The following is a 23909-nucleotide window of genomic DNA, read 5'->3' as shown; positions in this document are numbered from 1 at the left end:
CCGATCGCCCCCGAGGCGGAAAAAGCCGGCCGCTCGCGGTGCGAGCGGCCGGCCGGGAACCCGCGGCGGTGATCAGGTCACGTCGTCGTACCCGTTGACCCGGTCCGTCTGCTCGGGCAGGGCGCGGCGGGTGGTGACGGGTTCGACCTCGTCGATCTCCTCGGGGGTGAGGTCGAGCTCGGAGGCTTCGTCGTCCGACGGTCCCAGGGCCGCCAGGCGGTCCTTTCGACGGTCGTTGAACAGGGCGATGATCACCGCGATGAAGTACAGCCCCCAGATCGGCGCCGCCAGCGCCAGCATCGTCAGGGGGTCGGCACTCGGCGTGGCCACCGCGGCGAACGCCGTGATGCCGACGACCATGCCGCGCCACCAGCCGAGCATGCGCTTCCCGGACAGGATGCCGGTGAGGTTGAGCATGACGAGCAGGAGCGGCATCTCGAACGAGAGGCCGAAGACGATCACCATGCGCGAGACGAGGTCGAGCAGGTCGTCCAGCGGCAGCAGGTTGTCGACATCCGCGGGAGTGAAGCCGATCAGCACCTTGGCGGTGGTGGGAAGCACTTTGTAGGCGAGGAGGCCGCCACCGAGGAAGAGCGGTACGCCCGCGCCGACGAAGGCGTAGGCGTACTTCCGCTCGTGCTTGTGCAGGCCGGGGGCGACGAACGCCCACAGCTGGTAGAGCCAGATCGGCGAGGCCAGCACCACGCCGGCCATCAGCGACACCTTCAGTGCCAGGGTGAAGGGCGCCAGCAGACCGTTGATCGTGAGGTGTGCGCAGGTGGTGCTGCTGCCCGATTTGGCCAGTTCCTCGAAGGACTGCCCACACCCCACCGAGCTCAGCACCGGCTTGGTGATGAAGTTGACGATGTCCTTGTAGAAGAAGGCGGCGACGATCGTCACGACCAGGATCGCCAGGACACCTTTCCCGAGCCGGTTGCGCAGCTCACGGAGGTGATCCGCGAGCGACATCCGCCCCTCGGGGTCCTTCTCCTTCTTGCGGGCGGACTTGAGCAACCCACATCCTCATCTCGTGCAGCGGACCGGAAGGGCTCCGGTCCTCCCGTCAGCGCTGAGTCGTGTCCGTCGGCTCGTTGACCGGGCGCGAGCTGGTCACGTCACCGGGCGCGGCCTGGATGGTGCGCTGGGCCGAGGACTGCTGCTCCTCACCGGCCGGAGTCGCCGAGCCGGCCGCGTTGGTCGACTTCGCCTCGTCCTTCATCGCCTTGGCCTCGCTCTTCAGGATGCGCGCGGACTTGCCGAGCGAGCGCGCCATGTCCGGGAGCTTCTTCGAACCGAACACCAGGACGATAACCAGGACCAGGAGCACCAGATGCCACGGCTCAAGTGCGTTGCGGAACATAAAGTCTTCACCTTCTCACTGAGGCGGGGCGGCGGGCATGTCCGACCACTCGGACAGGTGTCTGACCTCGTGCTGGCAGCGATCGTAACGCCCGGGGGTGAACGCTGAGCAATCCCCGTGCGTACTCCTGCTGGGCGACCCGTGCCTCTTAGTGCGGGCCATGACCAGCAGCGTACCCGGCCACAGGGGCAGGATGGCAGGGCGAGGCGATCGAAAGGGCACGGCGTTCGGGACTTCCCGGACTTTCCCGGCGGGACTCACCGCGACTCCAGCGACCGGGCGGCGCTCAGGCTCGCCCGCTCCAGGTCCTCGGCGGCCCGGTTGATGCGCTGCGCCGACTCCGTGACCTGCCGGCCGAGGCGCTGCGCCTCGACGAAGACCCGGACGGCGAGCACTCCGAGGACGGCCATCCCCACGAACCCCACGGCCACCGCGAACATCGCCCAGAACATGACGCCGAGCCTAGAGGGCCGAGTGCAGGCGCAGCGTGCTGACCCCGCCGCCGGTGAGCAGTTCGACGATCCGCTCGCCGGCCGGCTTGCGGACCGCGGTGCCGCATTCGGGGCAGGTGAACGAGTAGAAGGTGGTGCGGCTGCTGGCGCCGACGACCAGGCGCAGCGCGCCCGCGGCGAGCTCGAACCGGCCCCGGCAGTCGGGGCAGCCCGCCCGGAACACCACCGGAGTCACGCTCCGCATCCCGGCGAACGCCGCCGCCACCGACATCTCACGCACCCCAGCCGTCGCCGACTCGCTCAAAGCCCCTGCTCCTGCCTGTCGTACCGACCGTCGTGAACCACGTCCGCACCCCCGGGCCCGCCCGCCGCGAGGGCGTCCGCGGGGCCCCCGGCCCCGTCGTCCGCCGGCTCGTAGGCGGCCAGGGCCTCACGGGCCGCCCGCCGGGCGCTGTCGGCCAGCTCCCGCGGGGCGACGATCCGGCCGTCCCGGCCCAGGCGCAGCGCCAGCCGCCTGAGCGACGCCGGATCGGGCGTGCGCAGAGTGATACGCAGTCCGCCGTCGGGAAGCTCATCGGCACTGTCGTGCGGGTAGTACTCGGCGACCCAGCGGCCACCGGGACCGACCTCGACGACCACCTCCGGGTCCTCAGCGGCCGGCTGGACCAAGGCCTGTGACAAGTCGCGCAGCTCCATCTCCGGCGGTGCCGAGGGCTCGTCGAGGATCTTGATCTCGGCGACCCGGTCGAGCCGGAAGGTGCGCCGCGCCTCGGAGCGGCGGCACCAGGCCTCCACGTAGGTGTGCCCGACGCTGACCAGGCGGATGGGGTCGATCTCGCGCTCGGTGACCTCGTCGCGGGCGGGCGAGTAGTAGCGGATCCACAGCCGGCGGCGCTCGGAGATCGCCCGGTCCACGTCGGCGAAGACCCCGCCCTCGGACTCGAAGGTCACCGACAGCCGGGAGCTGGCCCCGGCGGCCTCGCCGGCCGCGGCCTCCACCTTGGCCGTGGCCCGCAGCAGGGCCTGCCGGTCGCTCTCCCGCAGTCCGGGCAGCGTGGCCACCGCGCGCGCCGCCACCAGCAGCGCGGTCGCCTCGTCGGCGGCCAGCCGAAGCGGCTCGGCCGCCTCCGCCCCGAGCGCGGCGGGGTTGTGCCACCAGATGCGCTCGCCGTCCGTGTCGATGTCGAGCAGATCACCGCCGCGGAAACTCGTACCGCACATGGGCAGTACGTCGAGGTCGGAGACCAGCTCGTCCTCGGTGATGCCGAAGGCGCGCGCCACGTCCTCGATCCGGGCGCCGGGGCGCTCCCTGAGATACGTCACCAGGGAGAGCATCCGCCGGGTCTGGTCGATGGCGCTCGCGGGCCTGACCGGTTTGCCTGCCACAGTGTCGCTCCGCTCCCCCTCAGCCCCCGGCCACGGCACGCAGCCGGTCCAGCACGTCCGCCCGCAGCTCGGCCGGCTCCAGGACCACCACGTCCGGTCCGAACTCGACCAGCCAGGCGTCCAGCCCGTGTCCGTACGGGATGTCCAACTCGTCCCAGCCGTCTCCCCGTTCCCGCACTGCGGTGGCCTTCGCCCGAAGGGGGTACCCCGCGTCCGCGCGCAGCCGGATCCGCGCGGAGCGGTCGGCGCTCTCGCCCGCCCAGCTCGCCACGGTCTCGCGGACGGTGACGACGTCCGGGACCGGCGCGGTGAAGCCGCTGCCCCGGGAACGGACCCTGCCGGTGATCCTGGACAGCCGGAAGACCCGCTCGGCTCCCCGGTCTCGGTCGAACCCGGCCAGGTACCAGTGGCCGCGCCAGCACTCCAGCGCCCACGGCTCGACGTGCCGGGTCCCGGGCTGGGCGGCGTTGGCCTTGCGGTAGTCGAAGACGACCGGCCGGCGGTCGCGGCAGGCCAGCATCAGCGGCTCGAAGGCGGCCTCGTGCACCGGGATGCGCGGCTCCAGCGCGCCGTGCGCCTCGTAGGGGTCGACGTCCTCGGGCAGCCCGGCCGCGCGCAGCTTCTGCAGGGCGCCGCTGGCCGCCCCGGCCAGCCGGGCCTGCTGCCAGACCTTGGCGGCCAGACCGAGCGCGGCGGCCTCCTCGGCGTCGAGGGTGATGGGCGGCAGCCGGTTGCTGTCCCGGCGGGCCAGGTAGCCGACCTCGCCGTCCAGGCTCTCCACGGTCTCGATGACCAGCCCGAGCTCACGCAGGTCGTCCTTGTCCCGCTCGAACATGCGGTTGAAGGAGTCGTCGGACGCCGCAACGCCGCCCTTCTCCGACCCGGAGGCAGCGCCCCTGTCCCGGCCGGAGGCCACGCCCCTGTCCCGGCCGGAGGCCTCGACGTAGGCCTCGATGGACTCCCGCAGTTCGCGCTTGCTCAGCGGCCGCCGCGTCCCGAGCAGGCACAGCGCCAGGTTCATCAGCCGCTCGGCCTTGGCAATGGCCATCGACGCCCTTCACCTTCCGTATGGTCCTTACGACCGATGACCGTACCGCCCCGCAGCGTACGGACAAAAGCCGAGGCCCATGCCCGGACAGGCATGGGCCCACGGATGATCGGATCCAGCACGGATCCGGTGCACGACGATCAGACCGCGACCAGGTCGCAGACGAAGATCAGCGTCTCGCCCGGCTTGATCCGGCCGCCCGCGCCGCGGTCGCCGTAGGCGAGGTGCGGCGGGATGGTCAGCTGGCGGCGCCCGCCGACCTTCATGCCCTGCACACCCTGGTCCCAGCCGGCGATGACCTGGCCGATACCCAGCTGGAAGCGGAGCGGCGTGCCACGGTTCCAGGAGGCGTCGAACTCCTCGCCGGTGGAGAAGGCCACGCCGACGTAGTGGACGGCGACGGTGTCGCCGGCCTTGGCCACGGGCCCGTCGCCCTCCCAGATCTCCTTGATCTCGAGATCCGCCGGGGGCTCGCCGCCCGGGAAGTCGATCTCGGGCTTCTCGATGCTCACGTGTTTCTCCTGCTCATCTACGACAAGGCAACCTGCACAGTCTGACATCCCCGCCGGGTGCGCGCCCGCGCCGGGAGACCGTGGCGCGGTGCTACATCGCCGCCAGGATGTCCACCGTGAAGACCAGCACCGAGTCCTTCTTGATGCCGCTGTTGGGGGGCGGGTTGTCGCCGTAGCCCAGGGCCGGCGGAACGACGATCAGGACCCGGCTGCCGACCTTCTTGCCGGCCAGTCCGTCGGCCCAGCCCTTGACGACCTGCTGGAGGGAGAACGAGGTCAGCGCATCGCGCTTGTACGTCGAGTCGAACTCCTTGCCGCCGTCCCACAGCACGCCCTTGTACTGGACGAGCACGGTGTTCTCCGGCTTGACCACGGGACCGTCGCCCTCGATCACGTAGTCGGCCACGAGCTTCTTGGGCGCGGCCGTCCTGGGCACGGTGATGGACGGGGCGGCGCCGTCGGTGTTGGTGCCGATCTTGGGCAGGTCGGCGTTGTCCTGGGCGACCGTCTTGCCCTTGGCCGAGCTCTTGGAGTTGAAGGTGTCCTGGAGGTCGACGACGAACACCAGCGTGTCGGTGCCCTTGATCCCGGCCTGGGCGTTGCCCTGCGTGCCGTATCCCCAGGTGGGCGGCACGGAGAACAGGACGCGGCTGCCCACCTTCTTGCCGGCGAGGGCATAGCGCCAGCCGTCGATGATCGTGCCCTGGGCGAGCTGGATGACCAGGGGGGCCTTGCGGTCGTAGGAGTTGTCGAAGAGCTTCGCCGAGTTCCAGATCTGGCCCAGGTAGTGCGCCTGGACGTAGTCGTTCTCCGCGATGGTGCGGCCACCGCCCGCGATCACCGTCTTGACGGCGATGTCCTTCGACGGTTCACCACTGCCCTTGGCGACGGTCGGCTTCTCGCCGAACTTCGTGCCCGCGGTGATCGCCGGCAGCGGCCCGGAGACGATCTTCGGCGAGGGCGCCGCGGACGGCTCGGAGGGCGACGGCGACGCGCTCTCGCTGGCCTTGCTCGAACCGGCCTTGTCGTTGCCGCAGGCGGCCAGGGTGACAAGTCCCGCGGGTACGGAAAGAAGAAGTGAGCGTCGGCGCACGGTGGGGGCCTCGTAATCGGTCGATCTTCTGATGGCGTGCGCGCAACTCTACGTCGTGAGCGGAGCGCCGTACGGTGAACGTACGGCGCCCGTGTGGCGTTCCGGTTCTCGTGTTGATCCGGCGTCCTCGTCCCGCCGGGCTCACATTCCGGCGATCAGCTTCTCCACCCGGTCGTCCACCGAACGGAACGGGTCCTTGCACAACACCGTCCGCTGTGCCTGGTCGTTGAGCTTCAGGTGCACCCAGTCGACGGTGAAGTCCCTGCGCTGTTCCTGCGCCCGCCGGATGAAGTCGCCGCGCAGCCGTGCCCGAGTGGTCTGCGGGGGAACCGACTTGCCCTCGAAGATCTTCATGTCGTTGCAGATCCGGGTGGCTTGACCCTTCTTCTCCAGCAGGTAGTACAGGCCACGACGGCGGTGGATGTCGTGGTAGGCGAGGTCTATCTGGGCGACCCGCGGGTGCGACATGGTCATGTTGTGCTTGGCCCGGTACCGCTCGATGAGCTTGTACTTCATCACCCAGTCGATCTCGGTGCCGATGCGGTCGAGGTCCTCGGTCTCGATCGCGTCCAGCGTACGGCCCCACAGCTCCAGCACCTGCTCCACCGTGCCGGTGCGGATACCGCGCCGCTCGCAGAAGTCCACGGCCTTCTCGTAGTACTCCCGCTGCACCTCCAGCGCGGAGGCCTCCCGGCCGCTGGCCAGGCGCACCTTGCGGCGGCCCGTGATGTCGTGGCTGACCTCGCGGATCGCCCGGATCGGGTTCTCCAGGGTCAGGTCGCGCATCACCGTGCCCGCCTCGATCATGCGCAGCACCAGGTCGGTCGCGCCCACCTTGAGCAGCATCGTCGTCTCGGACATGTTGGAGTCGCCGACGATGACGTGCAGCCGCCGGTAGCGCTCCGCGTCCGCGTGCGGCTCGTCGCGGGTGTTGATGATGGGCCGCGAACGGGTGGTCGCCGAGGAGACGCCCTCCCAGATGTGCTCGGCCCGCTGGCTCACGCAGTACACCGCCCCGCGCGGGGTCTGCAGCACCTTGCCCGCCCCGCAGAGCAGCTGCCTGGTGACCAGGAACGGGATGAGGATGTCCGCGAGACGCGAGAACTCTCCGTGCCGTGCCACCAGATAGTTCTCGTGGCAGCCGTAGGAGTTGCCCGCCGAGTCGGTGTTGTTCTTGAAAAGGTAGACGTCGCCCGCGATTCCCTCCTCGTGCAGGCGTCGTTCCGCGTCCACCAGGAGTCCTTCGAGAATGCGCTCGCCGGCCTTGTCGTGGGTGACCAGTTCGATCACATTGTCACACTCGGGTGTCGCGTATTCCGGGTGTGATCCCACGTCGAGATAGAGCCGGGCGCCGTTTCGCAGAAACACATTGCTGCTGCGGCCCCATGACACGACACGGCGGAAGAGGTACCGCGCCACCTCGTCAGGCGACAGGCGGCGCTGTCCCCTGAACGTGCACGTGACGCCGTACTCGTTCTCCAGCCCGAAAATGCGGCGGTCCATGACTGAACATTACGCCCGATCCTCTGCGCTCAAACGGGGTTCGGCAGCACGATTTGGATCATTTTCCGATGAAGCAGCAACCACCGCCCGCCCAACGGGAGCTGTGAGGACCCGCCCGGTGACCAGCAACACCAGCAGCGACACGGCCCCGGCGACGCCCGGCACCGCGAAGCCCCAGAGCGCGCCGCCCGCCTCGACCACCGGGCCCGCGACACCCGTTCCGACGGACGCGCCCACGGTGAACGTCGTCACCAGCCAGGAGAAGGCCTCCGTCACCGTGCCGGCCGGCGCGTGCCGGTCCACGATGATGAACGCGCAGGCGATGCAGGGCGCCAGGAACACCCCGGCCAGCACCGTCAGCGCCACCATGGCCACCGCTCCGGGCATCAGCAGCAGCGGCAGGTAACACACCGCCAGAAGACCCACCAGCAGGCGCAGTCGCCGCTCGGGCGCGCCGGCCCACTGGCGCGCGCCGTAGACGGCGCCGCCGACCAGCGCGCCCAGCCCCAGGGCGGCCATCAGCCAACCGTAGACCGCGTCTCCGCCGTGGTCGTCCGCGTAGGGCACCGCCGCCACCGTGATGGAGCCCATGGCGACACCGACGAAGAGGAATGCGCCGAGCAGCGCCAGCAGGCCGGGCGAGCGCAGCGCGCCCAGCCAGTGCGCCTCCCGGGGCGCCGAACGCCAGGCCCGCGAGGGCGGCGAGACGACCACGGACAGCGCGCCCAGTACGCCGACGGCGTTCAGCACCACCAGCGCCGCCTGCGCCGACCACAGCGAGACGCAGAGGGTCACGAGCAACGGGCCGACGGTGAACATCACTTCCTGTGCGACGGCGTCCATCGCGTAGGCCGTGTGCACCTGGTCGTCCCTGCGCAGCACCGAGGGCCACAGCGCCCGCAGACCGCCCTCCAGCGGCGGGGTGAAGAGCCCGGCCGCCGCCACGGCCGTGTACGCCACGGCGGGCGGCTGGGTGCCGGTCAGGGCGAAGACCGTCATCGCCAGCGCCGCGGCGAGCGCGGCGGGCAGCTGGACGCGGGGCTGTCCGTGCATGTCCACCAGGCGCCCGAGCACGGGCTGGCCCACCGCGTTGGCCACGCCGTACACCGCCGCCAGCGCCCCCGCGAGGCTGTACGTGCCGCCCTCCGCGCGGACGAACAGCACGATGGCGATCGCCGCGGTGGCGTTGGGCAGCCGCCCCACGAGGGTGCCGGTCAGCAGCCGGGCGGCGTGCCTCGCCCTGAGGATCTCCAGGTATCCCCCGAATCCCACGGCCATCGCCTGCCTTCCACCGGTTCGCCCGAGGTGCTGGAGCAACCTCTGGTGTTACGTATAACGTTCTCGGTCATACGTACCATGTGCGCTGTTCACCAGTCCAGACGAAGGAGCGTCCCCGCGGTGGCACGAAGCAGCACGCGCCCCACCAGCCGTGACGTCGCGCACGCCGCCGGGGTGTCCCAGGCCGCCGTCTCCCTGGTCCTCGGCGACAAGTGGCGCGGCCGGGTGTCGCAGGCGACCGCCGAACGGGTGCGCCGGGCCGCCGAGGAACTCGGCTACCGGCCCAACCTCGCCGCCCGCAACCTGCGCCTCGGCCGCACCCGGACCGTGCTCCTGGTCGTCCCCGCGCTGACCACCGAGTTCTTCGCCGGCGTCTACACCGGCGCCGCGCGCGTCGCCGCCGAGCACGGCTTCGGCGTCGTCCTCTACCCCTCCCCCGAGGGCATCGGCCCGGCCCGGAACCCGTTCGCCTCGGCCCAGGCGGCGCTGGACGGCGTGATCGCCTCCTCCATGGCCGCCGACGCGCTCTCCGCGATCCGCGGCGACCAGCTGCCGCTGGTCATGCTGGACAGCGACCCCGCGGGCAGCCTGGGCGCCGCGACCGTCAACCTGGACATCGCCGACGGCGTACGCCAGGTCGCCGACCATCTGCTCGGGCTCGGTCACCGGCGCTTCCTGCACCTCGCGGCGGACGTGGCCTCCTGGACCTTCGAGGTGCGGGCGAGGGAGCTCGGCGCCCGGGTGGGCGCGGTGCCCGGCACCTCGGTACGCACCGCGCGCGCCCCCATCTCCATCGAGGACGCCAGGGCCGCCACCGAGGCCGCCGTGAGCGCCCCCGGGCCCCGGCCCACCGCGCTGGTCTGCGACGACGACAAGCTCGCCGCAGGCGCCTACAAGGCCCTGCGACGCCTCGGCCTGCGCGTGCCCGACGACGTCTCCGTCACCGGCCTCGACGACCTCGCCCTGGCCACCGCCATCGACCCCGAGCTCACCACGGTGCGGCTGGACGCCGAGCTGTTCGGCGAGCGGGGCATGCACGCCCTGCTGGCCGTTCTGGAGGGCCGCGCTCCCGTCGGCGGGGACATCCCCGTGGAACTCGTGGTACGGGGCTCCACGGCGCCGCCCGGCCCCTCCTGAAACCGCCCGGCGCCCTGAAAACGCCCGGTGCCCCGGCCCACAGCAGGCCGGGGCACCCGGGAACGGGGCTGCGGAGCGGGACTACTTCTCCTCGGAACCGTCCTCCTCGGCGCTCTCCGCCTCGGTCGCCGCGCCGTCGGCCTCGAGCAGCCTGCCCAGCTGACGGCCCACGATGCGCTTGAACTTGCGCTTCTGCGGCCGCGTACGGTCCAGCACCGCCACCTCCAGGCGCTCGGCGGGGATCTCCCGCTCACTGCCGTTGGTGTCGCGGGACAGGGCCTGCACGGCCAGCTTCAGCGCCTCCGCCAGCGACATGCCGTCCCGGTGGCGCTGGTCCAGGTAGCCGCTGATCTGCTCGGCGTTGCCGCCGACCGCGACCGAGCCGTGCTCGTCCACGATCGAGCCGTCGTGCGGCAGCCGGTAGATCTGGTCGCCGTCCGGGGTCTCCCCCACCTCGGCGACCACCAGCTCCACCTCGTACGGCTTCTCGGCGGCGCTGGAGAAGATCGTGCCCAGTGTCTGGGCGTACACGTTCGCCAGACCGCGGGCGGTCACGTCGTCCCGGTCGTAGGTGTAACCGCGCAGGTCGGCGTAGCGGACGCCGCCGATGCGCAGGTTCTCGTACTCGTTGTACTTGCCGGCGGCCGCGAACGCGATCCGGTCGTAGATCTCGCTGAACTTGTGCAGCGCGCGGGACGGGTTCTCACCGACGAACACGATTCCGTCGGCGTACTGCAGCACGACCAGGCTGCGGCCACGGGCGATGCCCTTGCGGGCGTACTCCGCCCGGTCGGCCATGGCCTGCTGAGGTGATACATAGAACGGCGTCGACACCGGCTATCCGTCCCTTTCTGTAGAAGTCACTGGATCACCGAACAAGATCCGGGCGCCGGCTACAGCAGCGCGGCCCGCGGGCCGTCCGGCTGCTCCAAGCGCCGCTGGAGCACCGAGCGGGCGATCTCCGAGGACTCGTCCTCGGTGATCCGGCGGAATCCGTCCTCGGTGATCACGGTGACGATCGGATAGATCCGGCGGGCGACATCGGGACCACCGGTCGCCGAGTCGTCGTCTGCCGCGTCGTACAGGGCCTGGACCACCAGCGTCGTGGCCTCGGCCTCGGTCAGGTCCTCCCGGAAGAGCTTCTTCATCGCGCCGCGCGCGAAGATCGAGCCGGAGCCCGTGGCCGCGTAGCCGTGCTCCTCGGAACGGCCGCCCGTCACGTCGTAGGAGAAGATCCGGCCCTTCTCGCGGTCCAGGTCGTACCCCGCGAAGAGCGGGACCACGGCCAGACCCTGCATGGCCATGCCCAGGTTGGAGCGGATCATGGTCGACAGCCGGTTCGCCTTGCCCTCCAGCGAGAGCTGCGTCCCCTCGACCTTCTCGAAGTGCTCCAGCTCCAGCTGGAACAGCTTCACCATCTCCACCGCCAGACCGGCGGTGCCGGCGATGCCGACGGCGGAGTACTCGTCCGCCGGGAACACCTTCTCGATGTCCCGCTGCGCGATCACGTTCCCCATCGTCGCCCGCCGGTCACCGGCCAGGACGACACCGCCCGGGAAGGTCGTCGCCACGATGGTGGTGCCGTGCGGCGCCTCGATCACGCCGTGGGTCGGGGGCAGCTGCCGCTTCCCCGGGAGCAGCTCCGGCTGGTGCTCGGCGAGAAAGTCCATGAACGAGGAGGACCCGGGCGTCAGGAAGGCAGCTGGTAGACGCCCGGTGCTACGAGTGTTGGCTTCCACGCGTTTCCCTCCACGTAAGCAGCAGCCCGCCTTATGGCATCGGGCCGATCCTTGAACTGCCCCAGTGCAGCATTGCAGCTGAAGCACAGTACGCCACGGACCCTACCCGTCTCATGGCAGTGATCCACATGCTCTGGTGGAGCCGAGAGACATATACAGCAGACGCCCCCTATGAGGCGATCAACTCCTCGCGCTCGGCTTCGGTCAAGCCGTACCGGCGCTTCAGGTGATCCTGCCGTCCCTGGATGGCACGGCACGCCTTGCAACGCGTCGACAGACCGTCCGACGCAGTCGCGTTGCGATGCCACTCACTGTGCGGCTTGACCTCACCACACGTCCGGCAGAACTTTTGCCCGGCCGGGACCTCCACCTTCGCCCGAACCGACTTGCCCACGACTTCCCGGCGGCGCCGGTAGTGCGCGGCGCTGTACTCCGCCACGCACTCCCGGCAGTGCACCTGGAGGCCATCACGTCGATTCTTGTCCCGCGCGAATGCGGCAAGAGGTAGCTCTCGCTTGCATTTCGTGCACTGTTTCGCATTCGGCTCGCCGGCCACCCTCACCCCCCGCGCCGACCTTCATTTCGAAAGCGAACAACCTAGATGGCTTTCACTCTCCACCTTTTTGCACGAAGGAGCGCACGAAATCCTCGGCATTTTCCTCGAGTACGTCGTCGATCTCGTCCAGCACGGAGTCCACGTCGTCGCTCAGCTTCTCGTGGCGTTCCTTGAGGTCGTCCGCGGCCTGCGCGTCCTGGGACTGCTCCTCGACCTCCTCGGTGGAACGCGTGGCCTTCTGCTGCCCGCCGCCGGTGTCCTTCGTTGCCATAACCCTCACCCCGCTCAGTTCGCCCGACATGGTCGCCATTACGGCCGATCGGTGATGTTCCGACCCTACAAGCCGGGTCCGACATCGGCCCCGCACTTTCTCCAACGTACGAGGGCCACCTCGATGATTCCCGGCGCCGGGGATTTCCACCCTGGAGGACACGCCCGGTCCGGGATCCGCTCAGCCGCCGGAAAGCACCCTGACCAGGTCTTCCGCGGTACGGCAGCGGTCGAGGAGCTCTTTGACGTGATTACGCGTTCCGCGAAGCGGTTCCAGGGTTGGGACGCGCTGGAGCGAGTCCCTGCCCGGCAGATCGAAGATCACCGAGTCCCAGGAGGCCGCGGCGACGTCGTCGGCGTACTGCTCCAGGCAGCGGCCGCGGAAGTACGCGCGCGTGTCCTCCGGCGGCTTCCTGCGGGCCCGGTCCACCTCGGTCTCGTCCAGCAGGCGCTTGATGCGGCCCCGGGCCACCAGACGGTTGTACAGGCCCTTGTCGGGGCGTACGTCCGCGTACTGGAGGTCCACGAGGTGGAGGCGGGCGGCGTCCCAGTCGAGGCCGTCACGGCGCCGGTAGCCCTCCATGAGCTCCCGCTTGGCGACCCAGTCCAGCTCGCCGGCCAGGCTCATGGGGTCGTTCTCGAGCCGGTTGAGCGTGTCCTCCCAGCGGGACAGCACGTCCTTGGTCTGCTCGTCGGCGTCCGCGCCGAACCGCTCCTCCACGTACTTGCGCGACAGCTCGTAGTACTCCATCTGGAGCTGCACCGCGGTCAGTGTCCGGCCGCTGCGCAGTGTGATCAGGCGCTTGAGGCCCGGGTCGTGCGAGACCTGGTGGAGCGTGCGTACGGGCTGGTCGACGGCCAGGTCCACGGCGATGAAGCCGTCCTCGATCATGGACAGGACCAGGGCGGTCGTGCCCAGCTTGAGGTAGGTGGAGATCTCGGAGAGGTTGGCGTCGCCGATGATCACATGCAGGCGCCGGTACTTCTCCGCGTCGGCGTGGGGCTCGTCGCGCGTGTTGATGATCGGCCGCTTGAGTGTGGTCTCCAGACCGACCTCGACCTCGAAGTAGTCCGCGCGCTGGCTGAGCTGGAAGCCGTGCTCGTGGCCGTCCTGGCCGACGCCGACACGGCCGGCGCCCGTGATGACCTGGCGGGAGACGAAGAAGGGCGTGAGGTGGCGAACGATGTCGGAGAAGGCGGTCTCCCGCTTCATCAGGTAGTTCTCGTGCGTGCCGTAGGAGGCGCCCTTGTTGTCGGTGTTGTTCTTGTAGAGGTGGATCGGCTGGGCGCCGGGCAGCTGGGCCGCCCGCTCCGCGGCCTCGGCCATGATCCGTTCGCCGGCCTTGTCCCACAGGACGGCGTCGCGCGGGTTGGTGACCTCGGGCGCGCTGTACTCCGGGTGGGCATGGTCGACGTAGAGCCGTGCGCCATTGGTGAGGATGACGTTGGCCAGGCCGATGTCCTCGTCGGTGAGCTGGCTGGCGTCGGCCGCCTCGCGGGCGAGGTCGAAGCCCCGGGCGTCCCGCAGCGGATTCTCCTCCTCGAAGTCCCAGCGGGCCCGGCGCGCCCGGTGCATGGCCGCCGCGTAGGCGTTGACGATCTGGGATGAGGTGAGCATGGCATTGGCATTGGGGTGGCCGGGGACGGAGATCCCGTACTCCGTCTCGATGCCCATTACTCGCCGTACGGTCATGCGGCCCTCCTTGCCCGGCGGCGCCCTCGGTCGTGGGCGTCGCTCAAGTACCGCTGATGCCCGGGTGCCTGTGCGGTGCCCGTCCCCGCACTGCGCAACCCGGCGGTACGAAAGAGCCTAGAACGCCTTTGCGCTGGTGGGGAGATCATTTGCGTCATTGCCTGCTCCATGCGTGGCCCGGAAACAGCCGACTGCGGGTACCCCGTGGAGGGCACCCGCAGCCACCCCGCATTTACAGGTACTGACCGGTGTTCGCCACCGTGTCGATGGAGCGTCCGGTGTCCGCGCCCTGCTTTCCGGTGATGAGGGTGCGGATGTAGACGATCCGCTCGCCCTTCTTTCCGGAGATCCGGGCCCAGTCGTCCGGGTTGGTGGTGTTGGGCAGGTCCTCGTTCTCCTTGAACTCGTCCACGCAGGCCTGGAGCAGGTGGGAGACGCGGAGACCCTTCTGGTTCTTCTCGAGGAAGTCCTTGATCGCCATCTTCTTGGCGCGGCCGACGATGTTCTCGATCATGGCGCCGGAGTTGAAGTCCTTGAAATACAGGACTTCCTTGTCACCGTTGGCGTAGGTGACCTCCAGGAAGCGGTTCTCCTCGGTTTCGGCGTACATGTGTTCCACCGCGGTCTGGATCATGCCCTGGACCGTGGCGTCCTTGGCGCCGCCGTGTTCCGCGAGGTCGTCCGAGTGCAGCGGGAGGCGCTCGGTGAGGTACTTCCCGAAGATGTCCTTCGCCGCCTCGGCGTCCGGACGCTCGATCTTGATCTTCACATCGAGGCGGCCGGGCCGCAGGATGGCCGGGTCGATCATGTCCTCGCGGTTGGAGGCGCCGATCACGACCACGTTCTGCAGGCCTTCCACACCGTCGATCTCGGCGAGCAGCTGGGGGACGATGGTGTTCTCCACGTCCGAGCTGACACCGGAACCCCGGGTGCGGAAGAGGGACTCCATCTCGTCGAAGAAGACGATCACGGGGGTGCCCTCGCCGGCCTTCTCCCGGGCGCGCTGGAAGACGAGGCGGATCTGCCGCTCGGTCTCGCCGACGTACTTGTTCAGCAGCTCCGGGCCCTTGATGTTGAGGAAGAAGCTCTTGCCCGCCGCCTGCCCGGTGACCTCGGCGACCTTCTTGGCGAGCGAGTTCGCGACGGCCTTGGCGATGAGCGTCTTGCCGCATCCGGGAGGCCCGTAGAGCAGGACGCCCTTCGGCGGGCGCAGCTCGTGCTCCTTGAACAGGTCCGGGTAGAGGTATGGCAGCTCCACGGCGTCGCGGATGGCCTCGATCTGGTTGCCGAGGCCGCCGATCTGCTCGTAGCCGATGTCGGGCACCTCTTCGAGGACGAGTTCCTCGACCTCGCTCTTGGGCACGACCTCGTAGACGTAGCCGGACCTGGGTTCGAGCAGGAGCGCGTCGCCGGGGCGGATGGTGACGTCCAGCAACGGCTCGGCGAGCCGTACCACCCGCTCCTCGTCGGTGTGCCCGAGCACCAGGGCCCGCTCGCCGTCCTCGAGGATCTCCTTGAGGGTGACGATGTCGCCGACGCGCTCGAACTCCATGGCCTCGACCACGTTGAGCGCCTCGTTGAGCATCACTTCCTGGCCGCGCCTGAGCTCGTCGAGCTCGACGCTGGGACTGACGTTCACCCGGAGCTTGCGGCCGCCGGTGAAGATGTCGGCCGTGCCGTCCTCGACGGCCTGAAGGAAGACCCCGAAGCCGGCCGGCGGCTGGGCGAGCCGGTCGACCTCTTCCTTGAGGGCCACGATCTGGTCGCGGGCCTCGCGGAGCGTGTTCGCGAGGCGTTCGTTCTGCGCGGACACGCCGGCCAGGTTGGTCTGCAACTCGACGATCCGCTCTTCGAGAATCCTCGTGTGACGCGGAGAGTCGGCGAGCTTGCGGCGCAGGACGGCGATCTCCTGCTCAAGGTAGGCGATCTGCCCGGCCGGGTCGTCGGACCCGCGTCCCGGGCGGATGCCGCGGTTCATGTCGTCGTCGTGGGCTGCCACGGTCCTCACCTCCTCCAAGGGGAGCTGGACGCTTCCAGACCCTACCTGGGTGGGTGTCGATTGAAACCCCTAGATCACAAAGACTGTCGGGGTGTGTCCGATCTTCACCCTTGCGCTCTCCCTCACGCCAGGGGAATACCCACCGAACATGATTGGAAAGCGGGCAGAGGTAGGGTCGACACGTTCAACACCCGTCAGAGCTGGCCGGATTCCCGTACGGCTCGACGTGATACGGCAGGAGAGATGACCGTGCAGCAGCAGACCTCGGACGGTGGCGAGGCACTGGAGGTCTGGATCGACCAGGACCTGTGTACCGGCGACGGCATCTGCGCGCAGTACGCGCCGGAGGTCTTCGAGCTGGACATCGACGGTCTGGCCTATGTGAAGAGCCCGCAGGACGAGCTCCTTCAGGAGGCGGGAGCGGCAACGCCCGTGCCGCTCCCGCTTCTCACGGACGTGGTGGACTCGGCCAAGGAGTGCCCCGGCGAGTGCATCCACGTGCGCCGCGTTTCGGACAGGGTCGAGGTGTACGGACCTGACGCGGAGTGACCGCTTCGGCGCGACGCGTCACCATTGTCTGTTTTCTCACATTTTCAGGGAACGCGGTCAGACACCGCGAGCCCCGGCGTCCGCGGAGCGGACGAACGCGCCGTTCTGCCACCGCCACTTCACGCTGTCCTTGAGGTCGGGGCAGCAATTCGGCACGTCGGACGAGGAGTAGCCGAGCAGGGTCGCGGTGACGGCGCCGTCGCGGACGGCGAAGTCCGTGACCGAGTACCGGTCCTTGGCCTCGACGAGGGTGGCGACCACGCGGGGCTCCACGGCTCCGGCGGCCTGGGTGAGGACGTAGACGGCGTCGGGCGGTGTGCCCATGGTGGCGTCGCAGTGCACGACGGCCACGGTCTCCGGTCTGCCGTCCCCGTCGAGGTCACCGGAGGCCTTCTTCGCCACCACGGCCCGCACCGGGCCGCAGTCGATCGGGAAGGTCACGCCGGTGGTGCTCGGGGCCGGCGCGGTGGCGGGGGCGGAGTTCGCGCGGGTGCCCTGCGGCTGGGCGGCCGTGGCCGAGCCGGGCTGCACGAACGAGGAGAGGGCGACCACACCGGCGACCGCGGTGGCGGTGGCCATCCAGTGGATGGGGCGGGTGTGCGTGTGGGCCAGTTCCGGAACGGCGGATTGCTGCACTAGGAGCATCTCCTGCGAGGGCTGTGCCGGTGGGGGTGGCCAGCATCGTGCCACACGTCACAGTGCGGGGAACGGCGGGGTGGGGGCAACGTGAGGGCGCCGTGGCGGAGTTCCCGGTGGTTGCCGGGAACTCCGCCACGGCGCCCGTGTTGCGTGCGCGGCGGGACGCGTCAGCGGGCGGCGCCGCCGTCGGCGTTGGGGCCCTCGTAGTCCTCGCCGTAGGCGCCCTTCGCGGGGCGGCGGCGGCGCATGGGCGGCTCGACGCCGTCCGCGAGCCGGCGGGCGGTGAGCAGGAAGCCGGTGTGGCCGATCATGCGGTGGTCCGGGCGGACGGCCAGGCCCTCGATGTGCCAGTTGCGGATCATCGTCTCCCAGGCGGTCGGCTCGTTGAAGCAGCCGATCTCGCGGATGGACTCCACGGTCCGGGCGAGCTGGGTGGTCGTCGCGACGTAGCAGCACAGGATGCCGCCGGGGACGAGCGCCTTGGAGACAACCTCCAGGCACTCCCAGGGGGCGAGCATGTCGAGGATGACACGGTCGACGTCGGTGTCGGAGAGGTTGTCCTGGAGGTCTCCGACCGTGAGCTGCCAGGCCGGGTGGGGGCCGCCGAAGTAGCGTTCCACGTTCGCCTGCGCGATCTCGGCGAAGTCGGCGCGGCGCTCGTAGCTGTGCAGCATGCCCTGGTCGCCGATGGCCCGCAGCAGGAAGCTGCTGAGCGAGCCGGAGCCGACGCCGGCCTCCACGACGCGTGCGCCGGGGAAGATGTCGGCGAAGGCGAGGATCTGCCCCGCGTCCTTGGGGTAGACGACGGCTGCCCCGCGGGGCATGGACAGGACGTAGTCGGGGAGCAGGGGGCGCAGCGCGAGGTAGGCGACGTTGCCGGTGGTGCGGACAACGCTGCCCTCGGGTGCGCCGATCAGTTCGTCGTGCGGGAAGGAACCCTTGTGGGTGTGGAAGTTCTTCCCTGCTTCGAGCGTGAACGTGTAGTGGCGGCCCTTGGGGTCGGTCAGCTGTACCTGGTCCCCGACCTTGAAGGGCCCGCGGCGGCGGGCGGCACCGGTCGGTTCGGACATGTGACCAGCCTACCGGTCCCCGACGGGCCCTCCGACCACGCTGACGGGCCCTACGCGGAGGCCGACGGGCGGGCCATGGCCTTCACGAAGGCGCGCTCCACGTCGGCCGCGGACAGCACGCCGTAGATCTCGCCGGTCTCCTCCACCACGAGGTACTCGGTCGCCGGGGTGGCGCGGAGCACGTCGAGGAGGTCCTCTCCGGCGAGTTCGGCGGAGACGCGCATGCCGTCGGTGAGCTCCTGGGCGAGTTCGCTGGCGTAGACCCAGGGGCGGCGGTGTTCGGGTACGCCGACGATGGCGGACTCGCGGACGAGGGAGAGCGGCTCGCCGTGGCCGTCGACGACGACCAGGGCGCGGGCGCCGGCGGTGTTGGCGCGGCGCAGGGCCTCGGCCAGGGAGGTGTTGCCCTCGACCGGTACGGCACGGCGGGTGAGGGCACGGGCGCGCAGTTCGGGGAGGTGCTCGCGCAGCCGGGCCATGCGCAGGCTGTTGCCGGCGCCGGTCCAGATGATCGCGGCCAGGATGGCGGCGAGCAGGGCGTTGGTGACGGTGCCCATGCCGACGCTGTCCTCGGCGGTGGGGCCGAGGGCGCCGGACTGGGTGACCAGGGGCAGCCCGATCAGGACGGCGACCGCGAGCGCGCGGCCGACCCAGGCGGCGGCGACGGTGCCGCTCATCGGCCTGCCGGTGATCTTCCAGACGACGGCGCGGAGCATGCGGCCGCCGTCGAGGGGCAGACCGGGCAGCAGGTTGAAGGCGGCCACGATGAGGTTCGAGATCATCAGGCCGGCCAGCAGGACACCGGCGACCGTGCCGCGCTCGAGGGGCCGCAGGGCGGCGTAGAAGACACCGGCGAGGATCAGCGACAGCAGCGGGCCGACGAAGGCCAGGACGAACTCGCGGCCGGGGGTCTCGGCCTCCTTCTCGATCTCGGAGACGCCGCCGAAGAACTGGAGCTGGATACGCCGGACCGGGAGCTTGAAGCGGAGGGCGGCGATGGTGTGGGCGAGTTCGTGGACGAGGACGGAGCCGTAGAAGGCGACCGCGAAGAACAGGGCGACGAGGTAGCGGGCCGCGCCGAGTTCGGGCAGCACCCGGTCGAGCTGTCCGCCGAACACCCAGGTGATCAGCGCGGCCACGAGGAACCAGCTGGGCGCCACGTACACGGGCACCCCGAAGGGCCGCCCCATGAGGAGCCCGCCCCTGAGGTCGCTCGGGCGCCGCGGCGGCTCCTGTCCGGTCCCGGAACGGGCGAGAGTGCGGTCGGGGTGGGACTCGGGACGCGTGCGGTCGCCGGGAGCGGGGGCGGGACCCTCGGGACGGGTACCGGCTTCGCGTCCGGCGGCCGGGTCACCGCCGTGGGCGTAGGCGCGCTCGGGGTGGGCGTCGGAGCGGAGGTCGTCGGTGACGGGCGGCTGGGACGGGGTGTCGCCGGAACGGTCCCGCTCCTCCGTCTCCCCCGTCGTCTCCGTCGTCTCCTCCGTCCCGCCCTCCGCCGCGGGGGCAGGGGTGGCGGTCGGCGAGGCCGGCTCGGGCGGGGCCGCGTCGGCCGGCTCGGCGCCCGGGCCCACGGAGTCGGGGGCCGGGTCCACCGGGCCCGTGCGGCGATCTGCCGACTCGTCCTTGCCGGAACGCGGCTGTCCGCTCCCGCCGCTCACGTCCACGGTGTCCCCTTGTTCGAAGCACGTCTTCCGTGCCTGACGGCCGGAAGGTCTCGGGTCGATGGTATGCGGCCGTGGCAACCGGTCACGCCCGGCACCCCATGTGTTTTCCCCGCTTCGCACACAACATGACCGTCCCCGGGTCACTGTCAGTGGTGGGCCGTAGGGTCTGGTGCATGGAGACGAGCACGGAGGGCCAGCCCGGCACCCCGCACGACGCCGTCGGACCGGCCCGGTCACGCCACAGCGCGCCGCGGGCCGCCGAGTTGCAGCCCGCGCCGGATACGGCTCGGCCGCCGGACGCGGCGCGGACGACGGTCCCCGCACAGGCGGCCGCCGGGCAGGACACGACGACCGGCGCGGCGCACGCTGCGGCGGCCGGCGGGGGCGACGCGGGCCCTGTGGCCGCGGGCGGTGCGGGCGGTCCGGACGGTGGTGGAGCGGATGTGCGCGAGGAGGGCGTCGGCCGTCCCGTGGCGGATGGCGCGGCGCCAGGCGGACGCGAGGCGGCCGCGGCGCCGGGTGCGGACGTGCCGGGCGGCGACGGGGGCTCGGGCGTGGAGGGCCGCCGGGCTGTCGCACCGCCCAGTTCACTGTCTCCCTCGCGGGCCGGGGACTTCATGCAGTGTCCGTTGCTGTACCGGTTCCGGGTGATCGACCGGTTGCCGGAGAAGCCGAGTGAGGCCGCGACGCGGGGCACGCTGGTGCACGCCGTGCTGGAGCGGCTGTTCGACGCGCCCGCCGGGGAGCGGACCGCGCCACGGGCCAAGGAACTGGTCCCGGGCCAGTGGCAGCGGCTGCGCGAGGCGCGGCCCGAGCTGGTGGAGCTGTTCGCGGACGACACCGGCGGCGAGCGGCTGGCGCGCTGGCTGGCGGAGGCGGAGCGGCTGGTGGAGCGCTGGTTCACGCTGGAGGACCCGACCCGGCTGGAGCCCGCCGAGCGGGAGCTGTTCGTCGAGGCGGAGCTGGACTCGGGGCTGACGCTGCGCGGGATCATCGACCGGGTGGACGTGGCGCCCACGGGCGAGGTGCGGATCGTCGACTACAAGACGGGCAAGGCGCCCCGCCCCGAGTACGCCGAGGGCGCGCTGTTCCAGATGAAGTTCTACGCCCTGGTGGTGTGGCGGCTGAAGAGGGTCCTCCCGCGGCGGCTGCAACTGGTGTACCTGGGCAGCGGCGACGTACTGACCTACGACCCGGTCCCCGCCGACCTGGAGCGGGTGGAGCGCAAGCTGCTGGCGCTGTGGGAGGCGATCCGGCTGGCCACCGAGACCGGTGACTGGCGGCCGCGCCCCACCAAGCTGTGCGGCTGGTGCGACCACCAGGCCCACTGCCCGGAGTTCGGCGGTACTCCCCCGCCCTACCCGCTGCCGGTGAGGGCGGCGGAGTCCGGCACGGCGGCGCAGGGCAGAATGGGGCCGGACTAGCGAAGGAGACTCACGTGGCCATCCGCGTCCTACTGGTCGACGACCAGCCGCTGCTGCGCACCGGGTTCCGAATGATCCTGGAGGCCGAGCAGGACATCGCGGTCGTGGGCGAGGCCGGAGACGGTCTGCAGGCCCTGGACCAGGTACGGGCCCTTCAGCCCGACGTGGTGCTGATGGACATCCGCATGCCGCGGATGGACGGCGTGGAGGCGACCCGGCAGATCACCGGACCGGAACGGAACGGTCCGGCGAAGGTGCTGGTCCTCACCACCTTCGACCTCGACGAGTACGTGGTGGAGGCGCTGCGTGCCGGCGCGAGCGGCTTCCTGCTCAAGGACGCGCCCGCCAACGAGCTGGTGCAGGCGATCCGGGTGGTCGCGGCCGGCGAGGCGATGCTGGCGCCGAGCATCACGCGCCGGCTGCTGGACAAGTACGCCACACATCTGCCCTCCGGGGAGGAGCAGGTGCCGGACACACTGCACACCCTCACCGACCGTGAGGTGGAGGTGCTGAAGCTGGTGGCGCGCGGCTTGTCCAACGCGGAGATCGCCGCCGATCTGTTCGTCAGCGAGACGACGGTCAAGACGCATGTGGGGCATGTACTGACGAAGCTCGGGCTGCGCGACCGCGTGCAGGCCGCGGTGTACGCGTACGAGAGCGGACTGGTGCGCCCCGGCGCGCAGTAGCGGCGGCCCCCGCGGCGCAACGCGAGGCAACGGCGAAGGGCGCCCCTCCCGGAAGATCGGGAGGGGCGCCCTTCGCCGTAGGGACGGTGGCGGATCAGCCGCCCACACCGCGGCCGAGCTCCCACAGCTGAAGCGTCGCCGAAGAGTTGAGGGCGTACGCGGTGCCCGTGATGTTGTCGCGGGCGGCGACGTACTGCTTGCCCTGCCAGAGCGGGATCAGCGGGACCTCGCTGGCGACGATGTCCTGAATGTCCGTCAGGCTGGCGGACGCGGAGAGCCGGTCGGCCTGGCGACGGGACTGCGGGATCAGGGTGTTGCGGATCTCGCTGTTGGCGTAGGGGGTGTTGAGAGTGTTGCCCTTGTCGAGGAACGGCGCCAGGTAGTTGTCGGCGTCCGGGAAGTCAGGGAACCAGCCCATGCCGTAGACGTCGTACTGACCCTTCTTCTCCGCCGGGCGGAAGGTGTCCCAGGGGGTGCCCTGGATGTCGACCTCGAACAGACCGCTGCCGTTGAGCTGCTGCCGAAGGATCTCGAACTCCTTCTTGGTGGCAGGCCCGTAGTGGTCCGTCGTGTAGTGCATCGTCAGCTTCACCGGGGTGGTGACACCGGCCTTCTCCAGCAGCGAACGGGCCTTGGCCACGCTGGGGTCGCCGTACCGGTTGAAGAAGGAGTTGGAGTGACCGGTGATGGTGGCCGGGACCATCGAGTACAGCGGCTCGGCCTGGGTGCCGTAGACCTCGGAGACGAGTTCGCTGCGGTTGATGATCTGGGCCATGGCCTCACGCACGGCCTTGGTCTTCACCGTCGGGGCGTCGGTGTTGAAGGCCAGGTAGCGGATCTCCAGGCCGGCCGTCTCGACGATGCCGACCTTGCTGTTCTTGGCGGCCGACAGCGTGCGGATCTGCTCGGGCGACATGTTGCGGGTCATGACGTCGATGTCGCCCTTGTCCAGCGCGTCGCCCATGGTGTCGGCGTCCGCGAAGGAGCGGATCTGCACCTTGTCGTTGTTGAGCTTCAACGTCCCCTGGTAGTTGGGGTTCTTGGTGAAGACCCCGTCGACCATCTCGCCGTTCTTGACGTTGGCCTTCAGGGTGTACGGGCCGGAGCCGTCCACGGCGAAGCCGTCGCGGAGCTTGTCCTTCTCGTAGTCCTTGGGGTTGACGATGCCCGCGACGGGCGTCGACAGCTTGTACGGGAAGATGGCGTCGGCCGTGTTGAGGTGGAAGATGACCTCACGGTCGCCCTGGGTCTCCACGGTGTCCACGGTGGAGAGCAGGCCGGACACACCGCTGTCGGCGTTGATGGAGATGGCGCGGTCGACGGAGAACTTCACGTCGGCCGCGGTGATGGGCTCGCCGCTGGCGAACTTCAGGCCCTCACGCAGGGTGCAGGCGTAGCGCTCGTTGCCGCTGTCCGTGAAGCCGCACTTCTCGGCCGCCTCCGGGACGGGGTCACCGTCGCCCTTGGGCTGGATCATCAGGGTCTGCACGGTCTGGCGCAGGATGTTCCAGGTACCGACGTCGTAGGCGTACGCCGGGTCGACGGGCGCCGGGGCGTCCTGCGAAGCGGTGAACCGGTCCGTGGTGCCGACGACGATGGCGTCGCCGCTCTTGCTGCCGCTGTCGGAACCGCCGCACGCGGCGAGTACCGGCGCGAGCAGACCGACCACGGCCGGCAGCACCAAAGTCTTGCGGTTCATGCTCGAGTTTCTCCAGAGCTGTCTTGTCCGTGTATCCGGCATGCAAGGTGTTGCGACGGATCACGGGGGCAGGGTCGATGTTCTCGCGACGAGATTAGTCCTCCCCCGCAGGACCGTTCGCGGCCACCGGAGTTGAACTCCCATCACGCAGC

23 protein-coding genes and 1 pseudogene are annotated in these 23909 nt (G+C 70.1%); 4 read left to right on the top strand and 20 right to left on the bottom strand.

Features of this window, described 5'->3' with window-relative positions:
* Positions 1 to 72: 72 nt before the first annotated feature.
* The 10 genes from tatC to TNCT6_RS25520 all read right to left on the bottom strand — a co-directional run bounded on the left by tatC (position 73) and on the right by TNCT6_RS25520 (position 8632).
* Positions 73 to 1014: a twin-arginine translocase subunit TatC gene (gene tatC, locus TNCT6_RS25565; protein WP_141362547.1), complete on the bottom strand. Its 942-nt coding sequence runs from the start codon at positions 1012 to 1014 to the stop codon at positions 73 to 75.
* A 49-nt stretch (positions 1015 to 1063) separates the two neighbouring features.
* Positions 1064 to 1360 (bottom strand): Sec-independent protein translocase subunit TatA, encoded by a 297-nt coding sequence (tatA, locus tag TNCT6_RS25560; protein ID WP_141362545.1) that lies wholly within the window; start codon positions 1358 to 1360, stop codon positions 1064 to 1066.
* A 257-nt stretch (positions 1361 to 1617) separates the two neighbouring features.
* Entirely contained in the window at positions 1618 to 1812 is a 195-nt protein-coding gene (locus TNCT6_RS25555; protein WP_141362543.1) for a hypothetical protein, read from the bottom strand.
* Positions 1813 to 1822: 10 nt separating this feature from the next.
* Positions 1823 to 2116, bottom strand: a complete 294-nt coding sequence (locus TNCT6_RS25550) for a hypothetical protein (RefSeq protein ID WP_141362541.1) — start codon at positions 2114 to 2116, stop codon at positions 1823 to 1825.
* A complete protein-coding gene (locus TNCT6_RS25545; RefSeq protein WP_141362539.1) occupies positions 2113 to 3198 on the bottom strand; it encodes a YafY family protein in 1086 nt (361 codons plus the stop codon). Before TNCT6_RS25545 ends, TNCT6_RS25550 begins: the two co-directional genes overlap by 4 nt.
* 19 nt (positions 3199 to 3217) lie before the next feature.
* Positions 3218 to 4246: a YafY family protein gene (locus TNCT6_RS25540; protein WP_141362537.1), complete on the bottom strand. Its 1029-nt coding sequence runs from the start codon at positions 4244 to 4246 to the stop codon at positions 3218 to 3220.
* A 140-nt stretch (positions 4247 to 4386) separates the two neighbouring features.
* Positions 4387 to 4758, bottom strand: coding sequence for an FKBP-type peptidyl-prolyl cis-trans isomerase (locus TNCT6_RS25535; RefSeq protein WP_141362535.1), 372 nt, complete (start codon positions 4756 to 4758; stop codon positions 4387 to 4389).
* Positions 4759 to 4849: 91 nt separating this feature from the next.
* A complete protein-coding gene (locus TNCT6_RS25530) occupies positions 4850 to 5851 on the bottom strand; it encodes an FKBP-type peptidyl-prolyl cis-trans isomerase (RefSeq protein WP_141362533.1) in 1002 nt (333 codons plus the stop codon).
* A 141-nt stretch (positions 5852 to 5992) separates the two neighbouring features.
* Positions 5993 to 7354 carry a Pup--protein ligase gene (gene pafA, locus TNCT6_RS25525; RefSeq protein ID WP_141362531.1) on the bottom strand — a complete coding sequence of 454 codons (1362 nt, stop codon included), beginning with the start codon at positions 7352 to 7354 and terminating at the stop codon, positions 5993 to 5995.
* A 9-nt stretch (positions 7355 to 7363) separates the two neighbouring features.
* Positions 7364 to 8632 carry an MFS transporter gene (locus TNCT6_RS25520; protein WP_141362529.1) on the bottom strand — a complete coding sequence of 423 codons (1269 nt, stop codon included), beginning with the start codon at positions 8630 to 8632 and terminating at the stop codon, positions 7364 to 7366.
* Between the two features lie 120 nt (positions 8633 to 8752).
* Here TNCT6_RS25520 and TNCT6_RS25515 point away from each other — a divergent pair, with 120 nt between their 5' ends.
* A complete protein-coding gene (locus TNCT6_RS25515; RefSeq protein ID WP_141362527.1) occupies positions 8753 to 9769 on the top strand; it encodes a LacI family DNA-binding transcriptional regulator in 1017 nt (338 codons plus the stop codon).
* Between the two features lie 81 nt (positions 9770 to 9850).
* On the opposite strand, the gene prcA is transcribed toward TNCT6_RS25515, so the two are convergent.
* From prcA to arc, 6 genes and pseudogenes are all read right to left on the bottom strand, one after another.
* Complete coding sequence (gene prcA, locus TNCT6_RS25510) at positions 9851 to 10603, bottom strand: proteasome subunit alpha (protein ID WP_141362525.1); 753 nt, start codon at positions 10601 to 10603, stop codon at positions 9851 to 9853.
* 59 nt (positions 10604 to 10662) lie between these two features.
* A complete protein-coding gene (prcB, locus tag TNCT6_RS25505; RefSeq protein ID WP_141362523.1) occupies positions 10663 to 11508 on the bottom strand; it encodes a proteasome subunit beta in 846 nt (281 codons plus the stop codon).
* Positions 11460 to 12064, bottom strand: a pseudogene (locus tag TNCT6_RS25500) (endonuclease VII domain-containing protein). Before TNCT6_RS25500 ends, prcB begins: the two are co-directional and overlap by 49 nt.
* Before the next feature lie 52 nt (positions 12065 to 12116).
* Positions 12117 to 12335, bottom strand: a complete 219-nt coding sequence (locus tag TNCT6_RS25495) for a ubiquitin-like protein Pup (RefSeq protein ID WP_141362521.1) — start codon at positions 12333 to 12335, stop codon at positions 12117 to 12119.
* Between the two features lie 180 nt (positions 12336 to 12515).
* Entirely contained in the window at positions 12516 to 14027 is a 1512-nt protein-coding gene (dop, locus tag TNCT6_RS25490; protein ID WP_172633017.1) for a depupylase/deamidase Dop, read from the bottom strand.
* 232 nt (positions 14028 to 14259) lie between these two features.
* Positions 14260 to 16026 carry a proteasome ATPase gene (gene arc, locus TNCT6_RS25485; RefSeq protein ID WP_141362519.1) on the bottom strand — a complete coding sequence of 589 codons (1767 nt, stop codon included), beginning with the start codon at positions 16024 to 16026 and terminating at the stop codon, positions 14260 to 14262.
* A 243-nt stretch (positions 16027 to 16269) separates the two neighbouring features.
* On the opposite strand from arc, the gene TNCT6_RS25475 reads away from it, so the two are divergent.
* A complete protein-coding gene (locus TNCT6_RS25475) occupies positions 16270 to 16575 on the top strand; it encodes a ferredoxin (RefSeq protein ID WP_141366796.1) in 306 nt (101 codons plus the stop codon).
* 57 nt (positions 16576 to 16632) lie between these two features.
* Here TNCT6_RS25475 and TNCT6_RS25470 read toward each other — a convergent pair whose 3' ends face one another.
* From TNCT6_RS25470 to TNCT6_RS25460, 3 genes are all read right to left on the bottom strand, one after another.
* Positions 16633 to 17211 (bottom strand): hypothetical protein, encoded by a 579-nt coding sequence (locus TNCT6_RS25470; RefSeq protein WP_141362517.1) that lies wholly within the window; start codon positions 17209 to 17211, stop codon positions 16633 to 16635.
* Positions 17212 to 17381: 170 nt separating this feature from the next.
* Positions 17382 to 18284 (bottom strand): tRNA (adenine-N1)-methyltransferase, encoded by a 903-nt coding sequence (locus TNCT6_RS25465; RefSeq protein ID WP_141362516.1) that lies wholly within the window; start codon positions 18282 to 18284, stop codon positions 17382 to 17384.
* A gap of 50 nt (positions 18285 to 18334) precedes the next feature.
* A complete protein-coding gene (locus TNCT6_RS25460; RefSeq protein WP_141362514.1) occupies positions 18335 to 19948 on the bottom strand; it encodes a site-2 protease family protein in 1614 nt (537 codons plus the stop codon).
* Between the two features lie 527 nt (positions 19949 to 20475).
* On the opposite strand from TNCT6_RS25460, the gene TNCT6_RS25455 reads away from it, so the two are divergent.
* Complete coding sequence (locus tag TNCT6_RS25455) at positions 20476 to 21372, top strand: RecB family exonuclease (RefSeq protein ID WP_301184428.1); 897 nt, start codon at positions 20476 to 20478, stop codon at positions 21370 to 21372.
* A 14-nt stretch (positions 21373 to 21386) separates the two neighbouring features.
* Entirely contained in the window at positions 21387 to 22058 is a 672-nt protein-coding gene (locus TNCT6_RS25450; RefSeq protein WP_100567746.1) for a response regulator transcription factor, read from the top strand.
* 94 nt (positions 22059 to 22152) lie between these two features.
* Here the strand turns inward: TNCT6_RS25450 and TNCT6_RS25445 are convergent, their stop codons facing one another.
* The gene (locus tag TNCT6_RS25445; RefSeq protein WP_141362512.1) at positions 22153 to 23757 is read right to left on the bottom strand and encodes an ABC transporter substrate-binding protein; all 1605 of its coding nucleotides are present in this window, start codon (positions 23755 to 23757) and stop codon (positions 22153 to 22155) included.
* Positions 23758 to 23909 lie beyond the last annotated feature (152 nt).

It is taken from the genome of Streptomyces sp. 6-11-2 (assembly GCF_006540305.1).
Classification (GTDB): Bacteria; Actinomycetota; Actinomycetes; order Streptomycetales; family Streptomycetaceae; genus Streptomyces.
Note: the sequence above shows the minus strand (reverse complement) of the source record. Positions and strands in the feature narration are given on the sequence as shown.